The organism is uncultured Tissierella sp. (assembly GCF_902479755.1).
In the GTDB taxonomy this organism is placed as follows: domain Bacteria; phylum Bacillota; class Clostridia; order Tissierellales; family Tissierellaceae; genus Tissierella; species Tissierella carlieri.
Genome location: NZ_CABSQO010000009.1, coordinates 72,713 through 88,924 on the forward strand (window position 1 = coordinate 72,713; position 16,212 = coordinate 88,924).

Here is a 16,212-nt window from a genome sequence, read left to right on the forward strand (position 1 = left end):
ATAGTTTTTATTTTAAGGTTTTAATACTACTTTAATACAATTATCAGCTTTTTTATCAAATATCTCATACCCATGTTTTCCTTCATCTAAGGATAATCTGTGAGTTATTATATCAGTAGCATCAAACTTTCCTTGATTAATAAGCTTAAGAATAGGTTCTACATAGGAATGTGCAGGACATTGGCCCATTTTTATAGTAATATTTCTTGAAAAGAAATCCCCTAAAGGAAACATATTATATCTAGCACCATATACCCCTACCATAGATATAGTTCCACCTTTTCTAACTGCTTGAGTAGATATTTCAATTGCAGATTTTGAGCCCCCTTGAAGTTTTAATGCAGTTTCCATCTTTTCAATAAACGACATCCTTCCATCCATTCCAACACAATCAATTACTACATCTGCTCCACCATTTGTTAATTCTTTTATATATTCTCCAGTATTATCATATTCTTCAAAATTTACTACTTCTACACCATTGTATCTTTTAGCATGCTCTAATCTATATCCAACTCTATCTACTGCTATTATTCGTTTAGCACCTTTAAATGCTGCCCATTTCATAGATAATAGTCCTACCGGTCCAGAACCTAGTACTACTACTGTGTCACCATTTTTTACTCCACCGTTTTCAACTCCCCAATAAGAAGTTGGTAATATATCCGTAAGAAATAGTACCTGCTCATCCGTTAGTTCTTCAGGTATAACTGTAGGACCTACATTTGCATAAGGTACTCTAAGATATTCTGCTTGACCTCCATCATACCCTCCATAGGTGTTGCTATATCCAAATATAGCTCCAGCCTCTCCATTATCATTGGAATTATCACATTGACTCCATAAATCATGCTCACAATACCAGCAATGTCCACACGCTATTGGAAAAGGAACAATAACCCTATCACCTTTTTTAACCTTATTTACACCTTTACCCACTTCTTCTACGATACCCATGGTTTCATGCCCTAAAATAAATCCCTTTGGCATATTAGGTACCATTCCATGAACTAAGTGCAAATCAGATCCACATATAGCTGTTGATGTTACCTTAACGATAATATCATCCTCATTTTGTATCTTTGGATCATCAACCTTTGCTACCCTCACATCATTTATTCCCTCATATACTATTGCCCTCATGAAATCCCTCCAATTAAGTTATAGGATTATCTTTTCCAAGTAAGGTATGAATATGCAATGATAGCCGAAAGTAGAAAAATAGAAAATAGTAGGAAATTATCCTACTATCCCTTATTAGCTTCTTTTTTCAATCTATAAAACATTATATTATTTTCTATATCTATATGCTGTAATAGGCCTATCTCTAATTCCTTCAGTCTATCGTAAGTATTTACATAAGTGGGACATCCTGTAGGTGGAACTAAGTAGTCATTTGTAATCTCTCGAATTTTCTTAACTAGCCCTTCTAATTCTTTATTATCCTTCTCAACATTCTCAATTTCCTCTACTATATTTTCTAACAGCTTTTGTGAAGGTTCCTTTTCATAGTCAATTATCATATAAAATAACTTTCTCTCTTCTTTAATGATATGAGATTCTAACACTGTCTTTAATCCTCCAAATAATCTATGAACCTTTTCAAGAACATCTCCAGAATCGTCAAAATGAACTTTAAATATTGTATATACTAATTTTTCTAATTCTGGTAATTCCTTTTTTAACGGAGTATGATGCTTCTTGAGGATATATTCTATTATCTGAGAGTATTTCTCAGTATTCAAATCTATTTCTTGGCTATGGAAATTTGTCATGGATATCTCTCCTTCTAATTTTTATTATAATCTTATTAATTATTTTATTTATTATTTGTTTGTTTTTTAGTGATACCCTATTATGACCTAGTTAATCCAACTATTTTTTATAGTAGTTAGAAGATATAACGTCTTATTTCTTATAAAGCTTTCTTTTTTTCATTGAACCTAAATTCTTTATAACCCATCAATACTACCCAAACATAGGCAAGAGTTTTTGGTATCATTAAGATTCCAATCCATGGAATTGTATTAGCCCATAGCACTACAGGTATATATAAAACGAAAGATAATACAATCGCCAGCCACATGAATTTAAAATTATTGTCATCACACTTCTTTGCTTCAGAATAAAAAATATAGATAATAATAGCACCCATAATAGCAAATGGAATATTTCTATATATTCCCCATGAAACAGGTGCATTATAGTTTAACCAATCATTCTGAGGAAAAACACATAATCCTATTCGTATAATACTCAAAGCATAAATTGAAAATGTAAGTCCCTTATTCCCCCTAATTCTGTAACGCTGTCTCCATATATGATATAAAATTACATAAAAGATGGTCATTGTAATAGATGTTATAAATTTTCCTATCCCAAGTGCAACAGCGTTGGCTTCTAATCCTGTTGTGAGTAAAGCATATGACCGAGGTATTAAATGAAATGAATCTCCTACCCCTAATACAACAGCCATAATACCAAATAACTTAAATTGCTTGTTGTTTCCACCCTTTAATATCATTATCATTCCTATTGTAATAACCCCTACTAAATAAACTGCATCAAATAAAGTTTCCATAATTGCCTGCATAATAATCACTCCTTAATTATATTGATGAACATTGTTCATTGATGTTCAAATTAAAAATCATACTGTAGTATGATTTTAATCTGACATTATTTTTTTTAGAATTGCTATAAAAAAACTTATATCTTCCTCTTCTTTTCTAAGCATAATAAGCATATTTTCAAAAATAAATTCTGCTGTTTTTTCTTTTGAGATTGCTTCTGACCATGAATACTGTCTTAATTCATTATCCATATCCATTAATATTTTAATCTTAGAATAGATTTTCTCAAAATATTCATTTTCCCTTTGTTTTCCAAGTATCTTTTCCTGTGTCTTTAGTAAAGCAAGCTGTTCTAGCCAGTTTTCTTTAAATTTGAGAAGATAATGATATAAAGTGCTATAAATCTTCCCTAAATTATCATAGAAGTTATTGTAAGAGAGATCTTGCCAATCAACATTCGCAAAAGCACCTTCCCAAAAATCTTCAATAATAGCTACTAGCAGATCTCCTTTTGAAGGAAAATAGTTATATACTGTACCTATGGCTATTCCACTATTCTTAGCAACAGCACGAATATTTATATTTGAAATACCTTCCTTCATAGCAATATCTTTAGCTTCTGATAAAATAATCTCTCTATAATTTTTATTATAGTTTTCCATGTCTTATTTCACCTCGTGAACGTTGTTCATGTTCATAATATAATAATAATTCCTTATTGTCAAGCTTTATTTTTCAAGTACAATAAATTGAACCTCTTATATATTTATTGACCTTGTATATCTATAACTACTATTTCTGGTGGATTGAATATTCTAGGTAATCTTGGATTAAATGACACCCCTCTACTTACAATGTGAGTATAACTTTCCTGCTCATACACTCCTCCAGCATATTTGAGAAAAAATCCTTGATTTGGTGCAAAAAGTCCATTTAATATAAATGGAATACGTACCTGTCCACCATGAGAGTGCCCCGAAAGTACCATATCAAAAGGTAAAGAGTTATAAAAATCAACAGCTTCTGGTCTATGAGATAATAACACCTTATATCCCGATACATCTTCTATATTAGAAAATGATTTATATATTTCTTCATTCCAATTAGACTGGGGTCTTTCATATTTGATTATATCTGGATCATCTACACCTGCCATAACTAACTCAACTCCGTTAATATCTACTTTCCTATAATCATTCTCTAATACAATTATATTAAAGGATTTAAAAACTTCCTTAATATAATCTACTTCACCTGTCCAAATTTCATGATTGCCTGTAACATAAAAGACAGGTGCAATATCCTTGATACCTTCTAAAAATAATTTAGCACCTTCTATAGGAACCATATCATCTGCAATATCACCAGCTAGAGCAATTATGTCGGGATTTTGCTTTTTTATTTTATTTATAATCTTACTTTGATTTTTACCATATACATGACTATGTAAATCTGATATAAGCACAATTCTTATAGAATGACTATCTAATATCTTATCGGTTCTTATCTTATAGTTCTTCACAATAAGTCCATTATAAAAAGCTGATAAAATAAAAATTATAAGTAGAACTTTCCTATTCGTTATAATAAATTTAGATTTTCGTTTTTCTTTAATCATATGTCCCCCAATATATATTTTAGTAAATCACAACTAAATTTTATATATATTATACCTAATTCAAGTGTTGAGTAAGTTACATATATGTTACAATGAAATTATAAATATAAATACTAAAATTACTATAAAGAAATAATTAATAGTAGGGATATGCTCCCTACTATTTGTTTTTGCCCTACTAAAGATATATGGGTTCTCTATCTTCTTTTATTATCACATTATTGTATCTAAGAATTTGCTTAGTTCTATCTCCATCTCCTAGAGAATCCAAATAAACAATTTCTTCTGGCACTATCTTTATAACTTTTATATCCTTTTCTTTCTCCATTACATACGAGTCAGAATATTGATCTTTGGCCTCTCCAAAAATTCCATTATCCATTAGACTAGTTACTGCTGTACCAAATATTTGTACCCCTCTAATTTGTCTATAGTTAATATAATCTGTATTAACTAATAAACAGACATTAGGATTTTCTGCTATTGCATTAAATTTTTCTCCACCTGCTGAAAGTATAAAAATATTCATATTATCCCCTACAAAATACTGAACAGGACTACTCCTTGGTATATTATTCATACATGTAGCAAGAGAACCCTCCTTATGTTCCTTGAGAAATTCAGCTATCATAATTTTCAACTCTTCTGCTGACACTTTTTTATTATTCACCAAACCACCTCCTATAATATTCTTAATGCTTGTATAACTTTACTTTTACTCTCTCATAGCTATTATTTTACTTTTTTTGTAAATTATTCTTTAAGATTATTAAAATAAAGAATATAATGATAATAATGATAACAATAAAGTTAATGTATAAATGCTAAGTTATATAAGGAGGTCGTAATGAATAATTTTGAACACAATCTAGAGAAATATGCTGAACTAGCTGTAAAAGTTGGTGTTAATCTAAAAGAAAAGGAAGGTCTTATAGTAACTGGTAATGCCGATACCTTACCCCTTGCAAGATTAATAGTAAAAAAAGCCTATGAAGTAGGAGCAAAGCATGTAGAGTTTCAGCTTGCTGATGATGAAATCAGCTTATTAAGGTTTAAATACGGAAAGGATTATGTATTTGACAACTTCCCAGAATGGAAAGTAAGCTCCTTAGAGGCTATGTATAAGGATAATTACCATCATATATTTATTCTTGCATCTGATCCTGAACTACTAAAAGATATTGACGGAGAAATAGTTGCTAAAAGTCAAAAATCAGCTTCACAAGCAATGGCTCCTGTAATGAAATACAGAATGACCGGGGTCACTAAATGGAATATAATTGCTATGCCGTCAGTTTCATGGGCAAAATCAGTATTCCCTGATTTAGATGAGGAAAATTCCATAGAAAAACTTTGGGAAAATATCTTTGCTGCTACTAGAGTTGATCAAGAAGATCCCGTAAAGGCGTGGGAAATACACGATAAAAATCTTAAAAAGTATAGAAACTTCTTAAATGAGAAACAATTTGAAAAGTTAATATTTAAAGGTCCTGGCACAGATTTAGAAGTGTATTTAGCCGATGAACATTATTGGATGGGTGGAGCTAAAGAAAGTCAAGCTGGACATTCTTATGTTGCCAACATTCCTACAGAAGAAGTATTTACTACACCTCATCGTTTAAAAGTCAATGGTACTTTAAAGGCTACAAAACCTCTTAGTGTAAATGGTAAAATTGTAGATAATTTTGGATTTATATTTAAAGATGGTAAAGTAGTAGACTTTTATGCAGAAAAAGGATATGACGTGTTAGAAAAGCTCTTAGAAAATGATGAAGGAGCTAGATACTTAGGCGAAGTTGCTTTAGTTCAAGATGATTCTCCTATATCCAATACTGGTATATTATTTAATGAAACTCTATTTGATGAAAATGCTTCCTGTCATTTTGCCTTAGGTCGTGCCTATGCTTATGCTATGAGAAATGGCTCCAATATGACTCAAGAAGAATTAACGGCTAAAGGTGCTAATTTTAGTTTAATCCATGTGGACTTTATGGTAGGTGGACCACAACTAAATATTACTGCATATGAAAAGAATGGAAATGTAGTTGAATTATTTAAAGATGGAAACTGGGTATTTTAGATAAATAAAAAATAAATTCTCATTTTGGGTAAGAATTAATCTATAATTCAAACTAGAAATGAGAATTTTATTTATCATTTTATTATTAAATACTTTTCCTTATGTTTTATTATTTCAATTTCACCATATATTTTAGTGAATACTTCTATAAGAAACTCTCTATCTACATTGGTAGTATAAAAATCAGCAAATTTTTTCTTATCTTTTAAAACTATTATTTTATCACAATAATTAAGTGCCATATTTGGATCATGTAAAGTAATCAATCCAGATTTATTCTCGTTTTTTATCACTTCTCTTATTTTAGATAAGACCATATGCCTATTGTTAAAATCAAGAGCACTATCTGGCTCGTCAAATAACATAATCTCTGAGTTTTGCATTAAATTTCTAGTTATTATAATAAGCTGTTTTTGCCCTTCACTTAAATGAAGAAAATTTTCCTCTGCAAATTTCTCTATTCCCATTTTTTTCAGCATATTGTAAGCCATTTCTCTGTGGTTCTTTGTAGGAGATTCAAATACTCCAAGATATGGAGTTACACCCATTAATACAACATCCAATACCTTTGTATCATAAACTATACTATGTCGTTGAGGCATGAAACTAATATGTTTTGCCCTTTGTTTCTCGCTAAACTCATAGATATCCATACCATTTATTAAACATTTACCACTCTTAGGTTTTAGTAATCCACAAATCACTTTTAGAAGGGTCGTCTTCCCTGTTCCATTTAAACCTAGAAGTGCAATAAACTCATCACTTTTCATAGTTAAATTAATATCATCAACTATTAACTCTTTATCATACCTTGCTCTTATATTTTCTACTTTCATCAAATCCATTATAATCCTCCTATTTCAAGCGAGTCATTAAATACGCCAGATATGGTGCTCCGATAAAGGTAGTCAATATACTAATAGGAATCTCACTGCCTGCCAAACTTCTTGCAAGACAGTCTGCTATAATTAAAATTATGCCTCCAATAAATCCACTTAAAATAGTCGTATGAAAATCATTTTTCTTTGTGATTATTCTTCCTATATGAGGAGCTATTAAACCTATAAAATATATTAAACCAGTAATACAAACAATACTAGCCACTACTAAAGTTGCAGCTATGATTACACCTAAACGTATCAATTCCACAGAAGTGCCTAAACTTTTCCCCTCTTCATCGCTCAGAGACAATACATTAATCTGCCATCTTAGTAAAATAAGTATTGTTATGCCTATTAGAAAAAATGGTAATATGGATATTACCTTTTCTTTTGTAACTCCTGCAAAACTTCCCATTGACCAAAATTCTATTGCTGCCAACTGACGCTCTGGATCTGCGAAAAATTTTAACATCATTATTAAACCTTGGGTTATAGAGCTAATTACAATTCCTGAAAGTACAAATGTTGAAATTCCTTTATCCTTTGATATCTTAGTAAGCCCTATTGCTGTAAATACTGCCACTATAGCACCTACAAAGGCAGATATAGCTATAGTGAAGGTTCCACCTGCAATAAAGATAATAGCTATGGCTGCTCCTAGATTTGCACCTGATGCAACTCCTATAATGTCTGGTGTTGCAAGGGGGTTTTTAAAAATAGTTTGATATACACTGCCAGCTATACTGAGCCCTATTCCTGCTATGGTAACCATAATGGTCCTAGGAAGACGAAGAGAGAAAAACACCATTTTTACAGTAGGTTCAACTTTACCACCAAAGATAATTTTTAAGATATCACTAATATTAATAGGATACTTACCTACTCCTATTGATATTAGAAAAACAGCCCCCAATAATGTGGAGGCTATTAAATATTGTATAAACTCTTTATTATGATTTCTTACCAATATTCTATCATTAACATTCATTACTTTATAATATCTTCCTTATTTATTTCTATATCATAAAACTCCTTATAAAAATCAGCCACATCTTGTTTAAAAGTATCATTTGAGTAGTCTTCTTCATGTAATATACTTGTCAGCCACATTGTGCCTAAAATACTCGATGGTATAGGCGCATCCCATGCTTCAAAGGAATCTGGCATTACATAAACTCGGCGGTTTTTCATTGCAGATATTGCAGATAATTTGTTGTTATTTATTATGTCATCCTTTGTATAATCAGCACTAGGTGCTATAATAATTACATCTGGATTATAAGCTAATAGCTGCTCATAGGAAATCGCAGCCCAATAGGTATCCTCTATATCAGAAGCAACGTTGATCCCCCCTGCTGTTTCTATCATATAGTTTTGATACATTTTCTTTGGTGCAGTAGAAAGAAAATCACTATTTCCTCCCAGATAAACCTTCTTTTGTTCTTTATCTTCAGTTATCTTCCCAATTTCTGAAATCTTTTCATCATAATAGGATATTAATTTTTTAGCTCTATCTTCAGTCCCTGTAGCTTTACCAATCATTATCAATGTTTCTTTTAATAAATCCATATCTTCAGGATTTACCGCTATTACATTTATACCTAGTCCCTCAAGGCTTTCTACTGCTTCTTTTAATTTAACAGGTAAAATTACAAGATCTGGCTCAAGAGCAATGCAACCTTCTAAATCAAATTCTTTTGCAGTACCTACATTTGGAAGCTCCAGAAACTCAGGTGCTGCTAATGCATAAATATTTCTTGATTTTGCCTTTGCTTCTATACCTACTACATTATCTTCTAGTCCTAAAGCTATCATCATGGATGTAGTTATGTAATAACCACTTACTATCTTTTCTGCACTTTTGTCAAGTATTATTTCTCTTCCAAGATGATCCGTAATAGTGATACTTCCACTTTCTTGCGATTGTTTCTCTATTTCTTCTATTTGTAGCGTTTCCGATACATCTCCTGTTCCTTCGTCTAATTTAGGCTCATCCTTTGGCTTACAACCTACCATGGATATAGTCAATACAATAGCTAATAAGATCAAAATTCCTCTTTTACAAAAACTCATTTTTATCTTCCACACCCTTTCCTAGTCAATTAATATACTGTTCTAGTTTCCTATATCTGTCCATCATCAACATATGTAAGGTATATCATATATAATTTTTCATGTCAATATTTTAACTATCCTTTTAAAATTATCTATAACTAATTTTCAAGTATAGATTATCCTAATTTAAAAAGATACTTTTTAAATGGTATAATCCTTTTTAAGATGAATTTTAGGAGGCATTTTATGGGTAAAATAATTTATATAAATCTTACAAACCGAAAGATTATTAAGAAGGAAAAGAATTTTCCCGACTATGGCAGAGGTCTTATTGCAAAAATTATAAATGAAGAAGTTTCTCCAGAGACAGAAAGATTAACAGATGAAAATGCAATAGTATTAGTTCCAGGGCTTTTCTCAGGAACTCTTGCACCTAGTACAGGAAGACTAATAGTAGGTACAAAGAGATCAAAAGATGAAGGTATTCAAATTTCAAATTTAGCAGGAACTATATCACAAAAATTAGCATCATTTAATATAGATGCTATTGTTATATTAGGGAGAAATACGAATAAAATCCCTTTAACTATAGTAATCGAAGAAGACAATATTGCTTTAAATACTATAGACAGCATTAAAGAAATGGAAGTCTCTCATACTATAGACATGATACATAATCTTTATGGAAGAAATTGTGGAATCATTGGCATAGGCCCTTCAGGAGAAAATTTATTACCAATATCAACCTTATTTAGTACATACCCAGAAGGTAATCCTTCATTCTATTGTGCTAGAAATAGTATTGGTGATGTATTTGGACATAAAGGTATAAAAACTATAGTTGCCAAGAATAAAGCTTATTTTAAATCCAATGTATTGGATAAAGAAAATATGAAACAAGCTTCAAAGTCCTTATCTAGAATCATAATAGAACATCCTATCTGTGGTAAGGCTCTACCCGGACTTGGCTCCATTACTTTAATGAAAATGTTAAAGCAAGGTAAAAATATTGATGTCAGTCAGGTAAGTTCTAAAGGAAATAACAAAGATACAGAATTTAAAATAAATAGAACATGTTCTCCTCTTTGTGTAGTGGGATGCTTAAATAGACATGCTAAAACAGGTGAAGATTATTATTCTGCTCCTACTGAAAGTGAAGCTTATGCAGCATTAAATACGTCATTTGGTATAGATGATAAGCACTATGTAAAAAACTTTACAAAAAGATGCTTTGAACTAGGGATAGATTGTATTGAATTTATATTTAGCTGTAATATTTATTTTAATCTTCAAGATATAAAAGGTACTACGGAAGAAATGGACAAAGCTCTAGAAGAAGTTAAAAATATGACATTAGCAGGTAGAGTACTAGGTAGCAAAACTTCAGGTATATATAATTTATTTAGAGAAAAAGAAAAGTATAAAGATATGGTAACAAGGCCCTCTATAACAGAAGAAGATAATTTTAATATAGATATCCAGTCAAATGCTGTTAAATTACTAGGATTGTCGGACTTAGACTATCTATACGCCTATATAATTGCTTTAGAGAATCTTGGTTTCTGCTTGTTTGCTTCCTTTGCTTTTATAGATAATGATGAAGCCTTAACTTTATTATCAGATATGTATTTCTACAAAACAGGAGTAAGAGCAAGTGAAAAAGATATTTTACAGTATGCACTTCAAACAATAAAAAATGAAAAAGAATACGAAAGAAAAGTAAAATTGACTAATGTGTCTAAGACCATTCCTGAATTTGTAAAAGTATTATATAGATATTTCCATAAAAACTAAGAATTATTCTACTAAAAAATAGAGGATAGCAACGCTATCCTCTATCATATTACAATATTATCTTCATAGCTAACCCAATCACTATATCCTCCTACATATAGCTTTGGCTTAAGTCCTACTTCTTCCATAAAAATACAATTTACTGTACCTGTGATACCAGATCCGCAATGTACAATTATTTCTTCATATTTCTCTAGGTCTTTAAAGTATTCAATTAACTCTTCCTTAGATTTTATCTTTCCATCTACTACTAAATTCATCCAAGGATAATTTAATGCGTTTGGAATATGACCTGCTATTTTATCTATAGGCTCTACTTCTCCCCTATATCTTTCAGCTGCCCTTGAATCGATTATTGCTATATTATCTGAATCTATAGCACCCCTTACATAATTTATATCTACTTCCATTGAAGAATCTATATTTAAGCTTAATGATTTAGATTCTTCAATTTCGGGAATTTCAGTTGTTATTTCTAACCCACTGTTACTCCAAGCCTTTATGCCTCCTTCTAAAATATAAACATTATTTTTTCCAGAGTATTTAAGCAGCCACCACAATCTTCCTGCCATTGCTAGATCCCCATCATCATATATAACTATTGTAGAATCATCATTGATGCCAAGTCTTTTCATATCTTCTATGAACTTCTCCATATCAGGTAATGGATGTCTGCCACCATGAGTACTGACTTTACCTGTCATAATATCTTCAACTGAAACAAATTGTGCTCCCTTTATATGACCATTTTTATATTCTACAATTCCATAATCAGGATTATCTAACTCAGCTCTAACATCTAGTATAATTAAATTATCTTTTAATATATTATTTATTAACCATTCTTGAGATACAGTATTTTTCATCATTACCTCCATATAATTTACTTATATTATTTATATCTATTGCTTAATTATATTCTATTATTTACCCATTTCTATCCTATATTAGACAATTATTTTATATTATGTTTTTCTTTCAATCATAAAATTTTTAAGATAAAGTATTAAAAATATTTATCCTTATATTCTTTATATTTCAAATACAACTCATAATTTCCACATTTATTAGACTACATATTAAATTATTTAGATAACTAAATTTGAGTCTAGACATATCACAAATTGCATCTTTAAATATAGATATAAATTTCTCGATTTGAATACAAAATATTAACATTTGTATATAGCATAATTCTTATGTCATTTTTATTTATGAGATAACTTTTATTTAATATAGATTAAAAATTTAAGCATATTTGTTTTTCAGAACATTACTAATTATTACTTCATTTTTACAGAACTCAAGTATTAGTTTAGAATTATAGCAATATCATATTTAATTATCAACAGTTAATTTAATCTTTTGTCATTATATTGTTATACTCTCAACTTTATGAAATGGCAACATAATATAATATAATATAATATATATGAGCTTATTTATATTGATTATAATATTCAAAATTGACTTATTTATGAAAGGAGCTACTTAGATATGAAGAATAATGAAACATACGGTAATAAAGATAATAATATTTCAAACATAAATCATATTAAGGACACATGTAATTCATGTTTCTTTTCCTTGCCTCCAAAACAATTTGCAATCTTAGCATCATTGATAGGCGTTCTATTGATTGATGGCTTAGATGCAAACCAACAAAATTCACTTGGAAATTTTATTGTAAGCATAGGTCAATCTATTTTAACAGCAGCAGCTCAAGAACAAGTTATTGAATCTAATGATGAAAAAAGCCAACATCTTCGTAAGCAAATAGATCTATTTAAAGAAGCAAATTAATGAACTTGAACTTCAATTAGATTAAAACTACGCTTTTTAAAAAGCGTAGTCTAATATTCATTTAAATAATATACCGTATTCTTTGAGCTTTATTTCATTTCCTATCCATACAGGTGTACCTTTATCAATTAGCTGATATAGTATTTCTACATCTTGATTATACATTCTAACACAACCTAAGGATACGTATTTTCCAATGCTTTCTTTATCAGAATTTCCATGTATACCATAGGACCCTCCACCTTTTATATTCAATCCCATCCATCTTTTGCCAAGAGGATTATTTGGTGCTCCTCCCTTTACAGGCTTATATTTTCCTGCTCCTCCCCAGTATGGATTCACATATTTCGTTACTATTGTAAATTTACCTTCTGGAGTATACTCAGGAGCTTTTCCAGTTGCTACAGGATATCTTTTTATTATTTCTTTTCCTGATAAATGATATAAGGTATTATTGCTTTTATTAATTATTATAAAATTCCCTCCAGGGATTTCAGTTGTAAATTCCAACTCTATTCCTGGAACACTTATCTTATTTAATTCCATATCTTCATTTATCTTTTGATATGTATTCTTACCAACTATACCATCAGATGTCAGTCCTTTTTCTCTTTGATATCTAGCTACTATCTCTTTTGTCTTACTATCATAATAATATCCTCCTACTATATCGACATATCCTTTCTTCTCTAAAAACCTCTTGAGTCTTACAACTTCTTCACTAGATATCCCTTCCTTTAATATCAACCCATCAACATTAAATTTTGTAATAATTTCTATTTTATTTTCTTCTTGGAATTCTTTCTGAGCTTCTTGCTGTATTTCTATTATAACCTCCTCCATATTTTTTTCTATTTGTTCATCTGTTACTTCTTCCTCAAACTCTTCTTCCATTAGTTCTTCCTCAATTTCTATATTTTCTACAATACTTGTGTCTATATGGCTTAAATCATTCTTTACTTGACCACCAACTATGACTTGCTGAAGTATCATAAACATTACTATAAACTTATTTAACTGCATTTCAAGCCTCCCCTTTCTACTAGATTTTATAATCTATATGTCTTCTTTTATTGTATTCTTTGTAGCGAAGGATTTATGAGTAAAATTAAAATACAATTAATTCCTAGTAAATTAGTCTATTTACTTTTTTAAACCACAAGTATATAATTATACTTACATTGATGATAATCATTATCAAGTGATAACTTTTTTCATATAAAGGAGGGTTTTTATGCCAAATAATTTACTTAGTATAAATAATTTAAAGGTAAATATAGAGGATAAGGAGATTTTGAAAGGACTTAATCTCCACATTGATCATGGTGAAATCCATATTATCATGGGGCCTAATGGTGGAGGAAAATCAACTCTGGCATATACTTTAATGGGACATCCAAAGTACGAAATTATAGATGGAGAAATAGAATTTGAGGGAGAGTTGATAAATGATTTAGCACCTGATAAGAGAGCTAGAAAAGGAATATTTCTATCCTTCCAATACCCAGAGGAAATTCCCGGTGTTACAGTAGAAGAATTTCTGCGAACTGCAAAGACATCTGTTTCAGGAGAAACTCAAAAGCTTATTCCTTTTAAAAAATTACTAAAGGAAAAAATGGAACAGCTAGAAATGAAAGATGAATATGCCTCTAGATATTTAAATTTAGGATTTTCAGGAGGAGAAAAGAAGAAAAATGAAATCCTTCAAATGTCCACTCTTGATCCCAAGCTTGCAATCCTAGATGAAACAGATTCCGGACTTGATGTAGATGCAATAAGGATAGTAGCTGAGGGTGTAAAGAATTTTAAAAACGAAAAGAATTCTATATTAGTAATAACTCACTATAATAAATTACTCGATTATCTTCAACCCGATTATATCCATATCTTACTTGATGGAAAAATCGTTAAAACTGGAGGAATAGAATTAGCCAAGGAAATTGATGAAAGAGGATACGAGAATATTAAAGCTGAGTTTTCCAGCAAATAGAGGTGAAAAATATGGAAAGAAAAAAAACATATATTGAAGATATTGACAGGGGAATCTATGATATCAAAAATGAATTTACCTACAAATATAAATCAGACAAAGGTTTAAGTCCTGAAATAATAAAAGAAATTTCAAGAGAAAAAAACGAGCCGCAATGGATGACTGATTTTAGATTGAAGTCATTAGAGATATATAACAGTAAACCTATGCCTGCTTGGGGAGCAGATTTATCAGATCTTGATATGGATGATATTATAACATACATCAGACCCAATTCTGATATGAAGAATAGTTGGGATGACGTGCCCGAAGATATAAAGAAAACCTTTGAATTATTAGGTCTTCCCCAAGCGGAAAGAGAAGCCCTAGCTGGAGTTGGAGCACAATATGATTCAGAAGTTGTCTATCACAATATCAAAAAGGACTTAGTAGAACAAGGTGTAGTATATACCGATATGGAAACTGCATTAGAAGAATATGAAGATATAGTTAAAGAATATTTTATGACTTTGATCCCTCCAAATGCCCATAAATTTGCTGCCCTCCATGGAGCTGTTTGGTCAGGAGGTTCTTTTGTATATGTCCCTGCTGGAATTCAAGTGGATATTCCCCTTCAATCATATTTCAGACTTAATGCACCAGGAGCAGGTCAATTTGAGCACACCTTAATAATTGTGGAAGAAGGAGCAAAACTCCACTTCATAGAAGGCTGTTCTGCTCCTAAATATAAAGTAAACAATCTTCATGCTGGCTGTGTTGAACTATTTGTAAGAGAAAATGCAACTTTGAGATACAGTACCATAGAAAACTGGTCCAAAAATATGTATAACTTAAATACAAAAAGGGCCTTAGTAGATAAAAATGGTACTATAGAATGGATCTCTGGCTCCTTTGGATCCAAAGTCACTATGCTTTATCCTATGAGTATATTGAGGGGAGAAGGTGCAAAATCAGAATTTACAGGAGTCACCTTCGCTGCAAAAGGACAGTATTTAGATACTGGTACAAAGGTTGTTCATGCAGCACCACATACAACATCAACGGTTAATTCCAAGTCTATTTCCAGAGATGGAGGTCATGCCTTTTATAGAGGACTCCTTAAGGTGGCTAAGGATTCCTATGGATGCAAATCATCAGTATCCTGTGAATCATTAATGCTTGATAATAAATCCAGATCAGATACTTTGCCTATAATAGAATTAAATAATGACAATATAGACATAGGCCATGAGGCTAAAATAGGTAGAATCAGTGATGAAGCTATCTTCTATCTTATGAGCAGAGGAATTAGCGAAGAAGAAGCCAAGGCAATGATAATCAGAGGTTTTGTGGAGCCAATAACTAAGGAGCTCCCACTTGAATATGCTGTTGAACTTAATAACTTGATTAATATAGAACTTGAAGGTTCTATTGGATAA

16 protein-coding genes are annotated in these 16,212 nt (G+C 30.7%); 5 read left to right on the forward strand and 11 right to left on the reverse strand.

Going from position 1 to position 16,212, the window contains the following annotated elements:
- Positions 1–12: 12 nt before the first annotated feature.
- The 6 genes from RDK80_RS06860 to RDK80_RS06885 all read right to left on the reverse strand — a co-directional run bounded on the left by RDK80_RS06860 (position 13) and on the right by RDK80_RS06885 (position 4,861).
- The gene (locus RDK80_RS06860; RefSeq protein ID WP_094903658.1) at positions 13–1,143 is read right to left on the reverse strand and encodes a zinc-dependent alcohol dehydrogenase; all 1,131 of its coding nucleotides are present in this window, start codon (positions 1,141–1,143) and stop codon (positions 13–15) included.
- 104 nt (positions 1,144–1,247) lie between these two features.
- Positions 1,248–1,775 carry a hemerythrin domain-containing protein gene (locus RDK80_RS06865; RefSeq protein ID WP_308523838.1) on the reverse strand — a complete coding sequence of 176 codons (528 nt, stop codon included), beginning with the start codon at positions 1,773–1,775 and terminating at the stop codon, positions 1,248–1,250.
- Positions 1,776–1,915: 140 nt separating this feature from the next.
- Positions 1,916–2,593 (reverse strand): hypothetical protein, encoded by a 678-nt coding sequence (locus RDK80_RS06870; protein WP_308523839.1) that lies wholly within the window; start codon positions 2,591–2,593, stop codon positions 1,916–1,918.
- Positions 2,594–2,668: 75 nt separating this feature from the next.
- Positions 2,669–3,235, reverse strand: coding sequence for a TetR/AcrR family transcriptional regulator (locus RDK80_RS06875; RefSeq protein WP_308523840.1), 567 nt, complete (start codon positions 3,233–3,235; stop codon positions 2,669–2,671).
- A gap of 104 nt (positions 3,236–3,339) precedes the next feature.
- A complete protein-coding gene (locus tag RDK80_RS06880; protein ID WP_308523841.1) occupies positions 3,340–4,191 on the reverse strand; it encodes a metallophosphoesterase in 852 nt (283 codons plus the stop codon).
- 178 nt (positions 4,192–4,369) lie between these two features.
- Entirely contained in the window at positions 4,370–4,861 is a 492-nt protein-coding gene (locus RDK80_RS06885) for a pyridoxamine 5'-phosphate oxidase family protein (RefSeq protein WP_216557264.1), read from the reverse strand.
- A gap of 177 nt (positions 4,862–5,038) precedes the next feature.
- Here RDK80_RS06885 and RDK80_RS06890 point away from each other — a divergent pair, with 177 nt between their 5' ends.
- Entirely contained in the window at positions 5,039–6,271 is a 1,233-nt protein-coding gene (locus RDK80_RS06890; RefSeq protein ID WP_308523842.1) for an aminopeptidase, read from the forward strand.
- A 74-nt stretch (positions 6,272–6,345) separates the two neighbouring features.
- Here RDK80_RS06890 and RDK80_RS06895 read toward each other — a convergent pair whose 3' ends face one another.
- The 3 genes from RDK80_RS06895 to RDK80_RS06905 are packed head-to-tail and all read right to left on the reverse strand — an operon-like array spanning position 6,346 to position 9,225.
- Complete coding sequence (locus RDK80_RS06895; protein ID WP_256311313.1) at positions 6,346–7,116, reverse strand: ABC transporter ATP-binding protein; 771 nt, start codon at positions 7,114–7,116, stop codon at positions 6,346–6,348.
- 10 nt (positions 7,117–7,126) lie between these two features.
- Positions 7,127–8,140 carry an iron ABC transporter permease gene (locus tag RDK80_RS06900; protein WP_308523843.1) on the reverse strand — a complete coding sequence of 338 codons (1,014 nt, stop codon included), beginning with the start codon at positions 8,138–8,140 and terminating at the stop codon, positions 7,127–7,129.
- The gene (locus tag RDK80_RS06905) at positions 8,140–9,225 is read right to left on the reverse strand and encodes an ABC transporter substrate-binding protein (protein WP_308523844.1); all 1,086 of its coding nucleotides are present in this window, start codon (positions 9,223–9,225) and stop codon (positions 8,140–8,142) included. The genes RDK80_RS06900 and RDK80_RS06905 overlap by 1 nt, the downstream gene beginning before the upstream one ends.
- A gap of 228 nt (positions 9,226–9,453) precedes the next feature.
- Between RDK80_RS06905 and RDK80_RS06910 the strand changes: the two genes are divergently transcribed.
- Entirely contained in the window at positions 9,454–11,001 is a 1,548-nt protein-coding gene (locus tag RDK80_RS06910; protein WP_308523845.1) for an aldehyde ferredoxin oxidoreductase N-terminal domain-containing protein, read from the forward strand.
- Between the two features lie 44 nt (positions 11,002–11,045).
- Here the strand turns inward: RDK80_RS06910 and RDK80_RS06915 are convergent, their stop codons facing one another.
- The gene (locus RDK80_RS06915; protein ID WP_308523846.1) at positions 11,046–11,867 is read right to left on the reverse strand and encodes a sulfurtransferase; all 822 of its coding nucleotides are present in this window, start codon (positions 11,865–11,867) and stop codon (positions 11,046–11,048) included.
- Between the two features lie 631 nt (positions 11,868–12,498).
- Between RDK80_RS06915 and RDK80_RS06920 the strand changes: the two genes are divergently transcribed.
- The gene (locus RDK80_RS06920; protein WP_308523847.1) at positions 12,499–12,804 is read left to right on the forward strand and encodes a hypothetical protein; all 306 of its coding nucleotides are present in this window, start codon (positions 12,499–12,501) and stop codon (positions 12,802–12,804) included.
- Positions 12,805–12,861: 57 nt separating this feature from the next.
- On the opposite strand, the gene RDK80_RS06925 is transcribed toward RDK80_RS06920, so the two are convergent.
- Positions 12,862–13,827, reverse strand: coding sequence for a L,D-transpeptidase family protein (locus tag RDK80_RS06925; protein ID WP_308523848.1), 966 nt, complete (start codon positions 13,825–13,827; stop codon positions 12,862–12,864).
- A 211-nt stretch (positions 13,828–14,038) separates the two neighbouring features.
- Here RDK80_RS06925 and sufC point away from each other — a divergent pair, with 211 nt between their 5' ends.
- Positions 14,039–14,794, forward strand: a complete 756-nt coding sequence (gene sufC / locus RDK80_RS06930; protein ID WP_256311320.1) for a Fe-S cluster assembly ATPase SufC — start codon at positions 14,039–14,041, stop codon at positions 14,792–14,794.
- A gap of 11 nt (positions 14,795–14,805) precedes the next feature.
- Positions 14,806–16,212, forward strand: coding sequence for a Fe-S cluster assembly protein SufB (gene sufB / locus RDK80_RS06935; protein WP_308523849.1), 1,407 nt, complete (start codon positions 14,806–14,808; stop codon positions 16,210–16,212).

Coding starts and splice junctions, on each gene's coding strand:
- RDK80_RS06860 (WP_094903658.1), bottom strand. CDS start 1,143: ATGAGGGCAATAGTATATGAGGGAATAAATGATGTGAGGGTAGCAAAG.
- RDK80_RS06865 (WP_308523838.1), bottom strand. CDS start 1,775: ATGACAAATTTCCATAGCCAAGAAATAGATTTGAATACTGAGAAATAC.
- RDK80_RS06870 (WP_308523839.1), bottom strand. CDS start 2,593: ATGCAGGCAATTATGGAAACTTTATTTGATGCAGTTTATTTAGTAGGG.
- RDK80_RS06875 (WP_308523840.1), bottom strand. CDS start 3,235: ATGGAAAACTATAATAAAAATTATAGAGAGATTATTTTATCAGAAGCT.
- RDK80_RS06880 (WP_308523841.1), bottom strand. CDS start 4,191: ATGATTAAAGAAAAACGAAAATCTAAATTTATTATAACGAATAGGAAA.
- RDK80_RS06890 (WP_308523842.1), top strand. CDS start 5,039: ATGAATAATTTTGAACACAATCTAGAGAAATATGCTGAACTAGCTGTA.
- RDK80_RS06895 (WP_256311313.1), bottom strand. CDS start 7,116: ATGGATTTGATGAAAGTAGAAAATATAAGAGCAAGGTATGATAAAGAG.
- RDK80_RS06900 (WP_308523843.1), bottom strand. CDS start 8,140: ATGAATGTTAATGATAGAATATTGGTAAGAAATCATAATAAAGAGTTT.
- RDK80_RS06905 (WP_308523844.1), bottom strand. CDS start 9,225: ATGAGTTTTTGTAAAAGAGGAATTTTGATCTTATTAGCTATTGTATTG.
- RDK80_RS06910 (WP_308523845.1), top strand. CDS start 9,454: ATGGGTAAAATAATTTATATAAATCTTACAAACCGAAAGATTATTAAG.
- RDK80_RS06915 (WP_308523846.1), bottom strand. CDS start 11,867: ATGAAAAATACTGTATCTCAAGAATGGTTAATAAATAATATATTAAAA.
- RDK80_RS06920 (WP_308523847.1), top strand. CDS start 12,499: ATGAAGAATAATGAAACATACGGTAATAAAGATAATAATATTTCAAAC.
- RDK80_RS06925 (WP_308523848.1), bottom strand. CDS start 13,827: ATGCAGTTAAATAAGTTTATAGTAATGTTTATGATACTTCAGCAAGTC.
- sufC (WP_256311320.1), top strand. CDS start 14,039: ATGCCAAATAATTTACTTAGTATAAATAATTTAAAGGTAAATATAGAG.
- sufB (WP_308523849.1), top strand. CDS start 14,806: ATGGAAAGAAAAAAAACATATATTGAAGATATTGACAGGGGAATCTAT.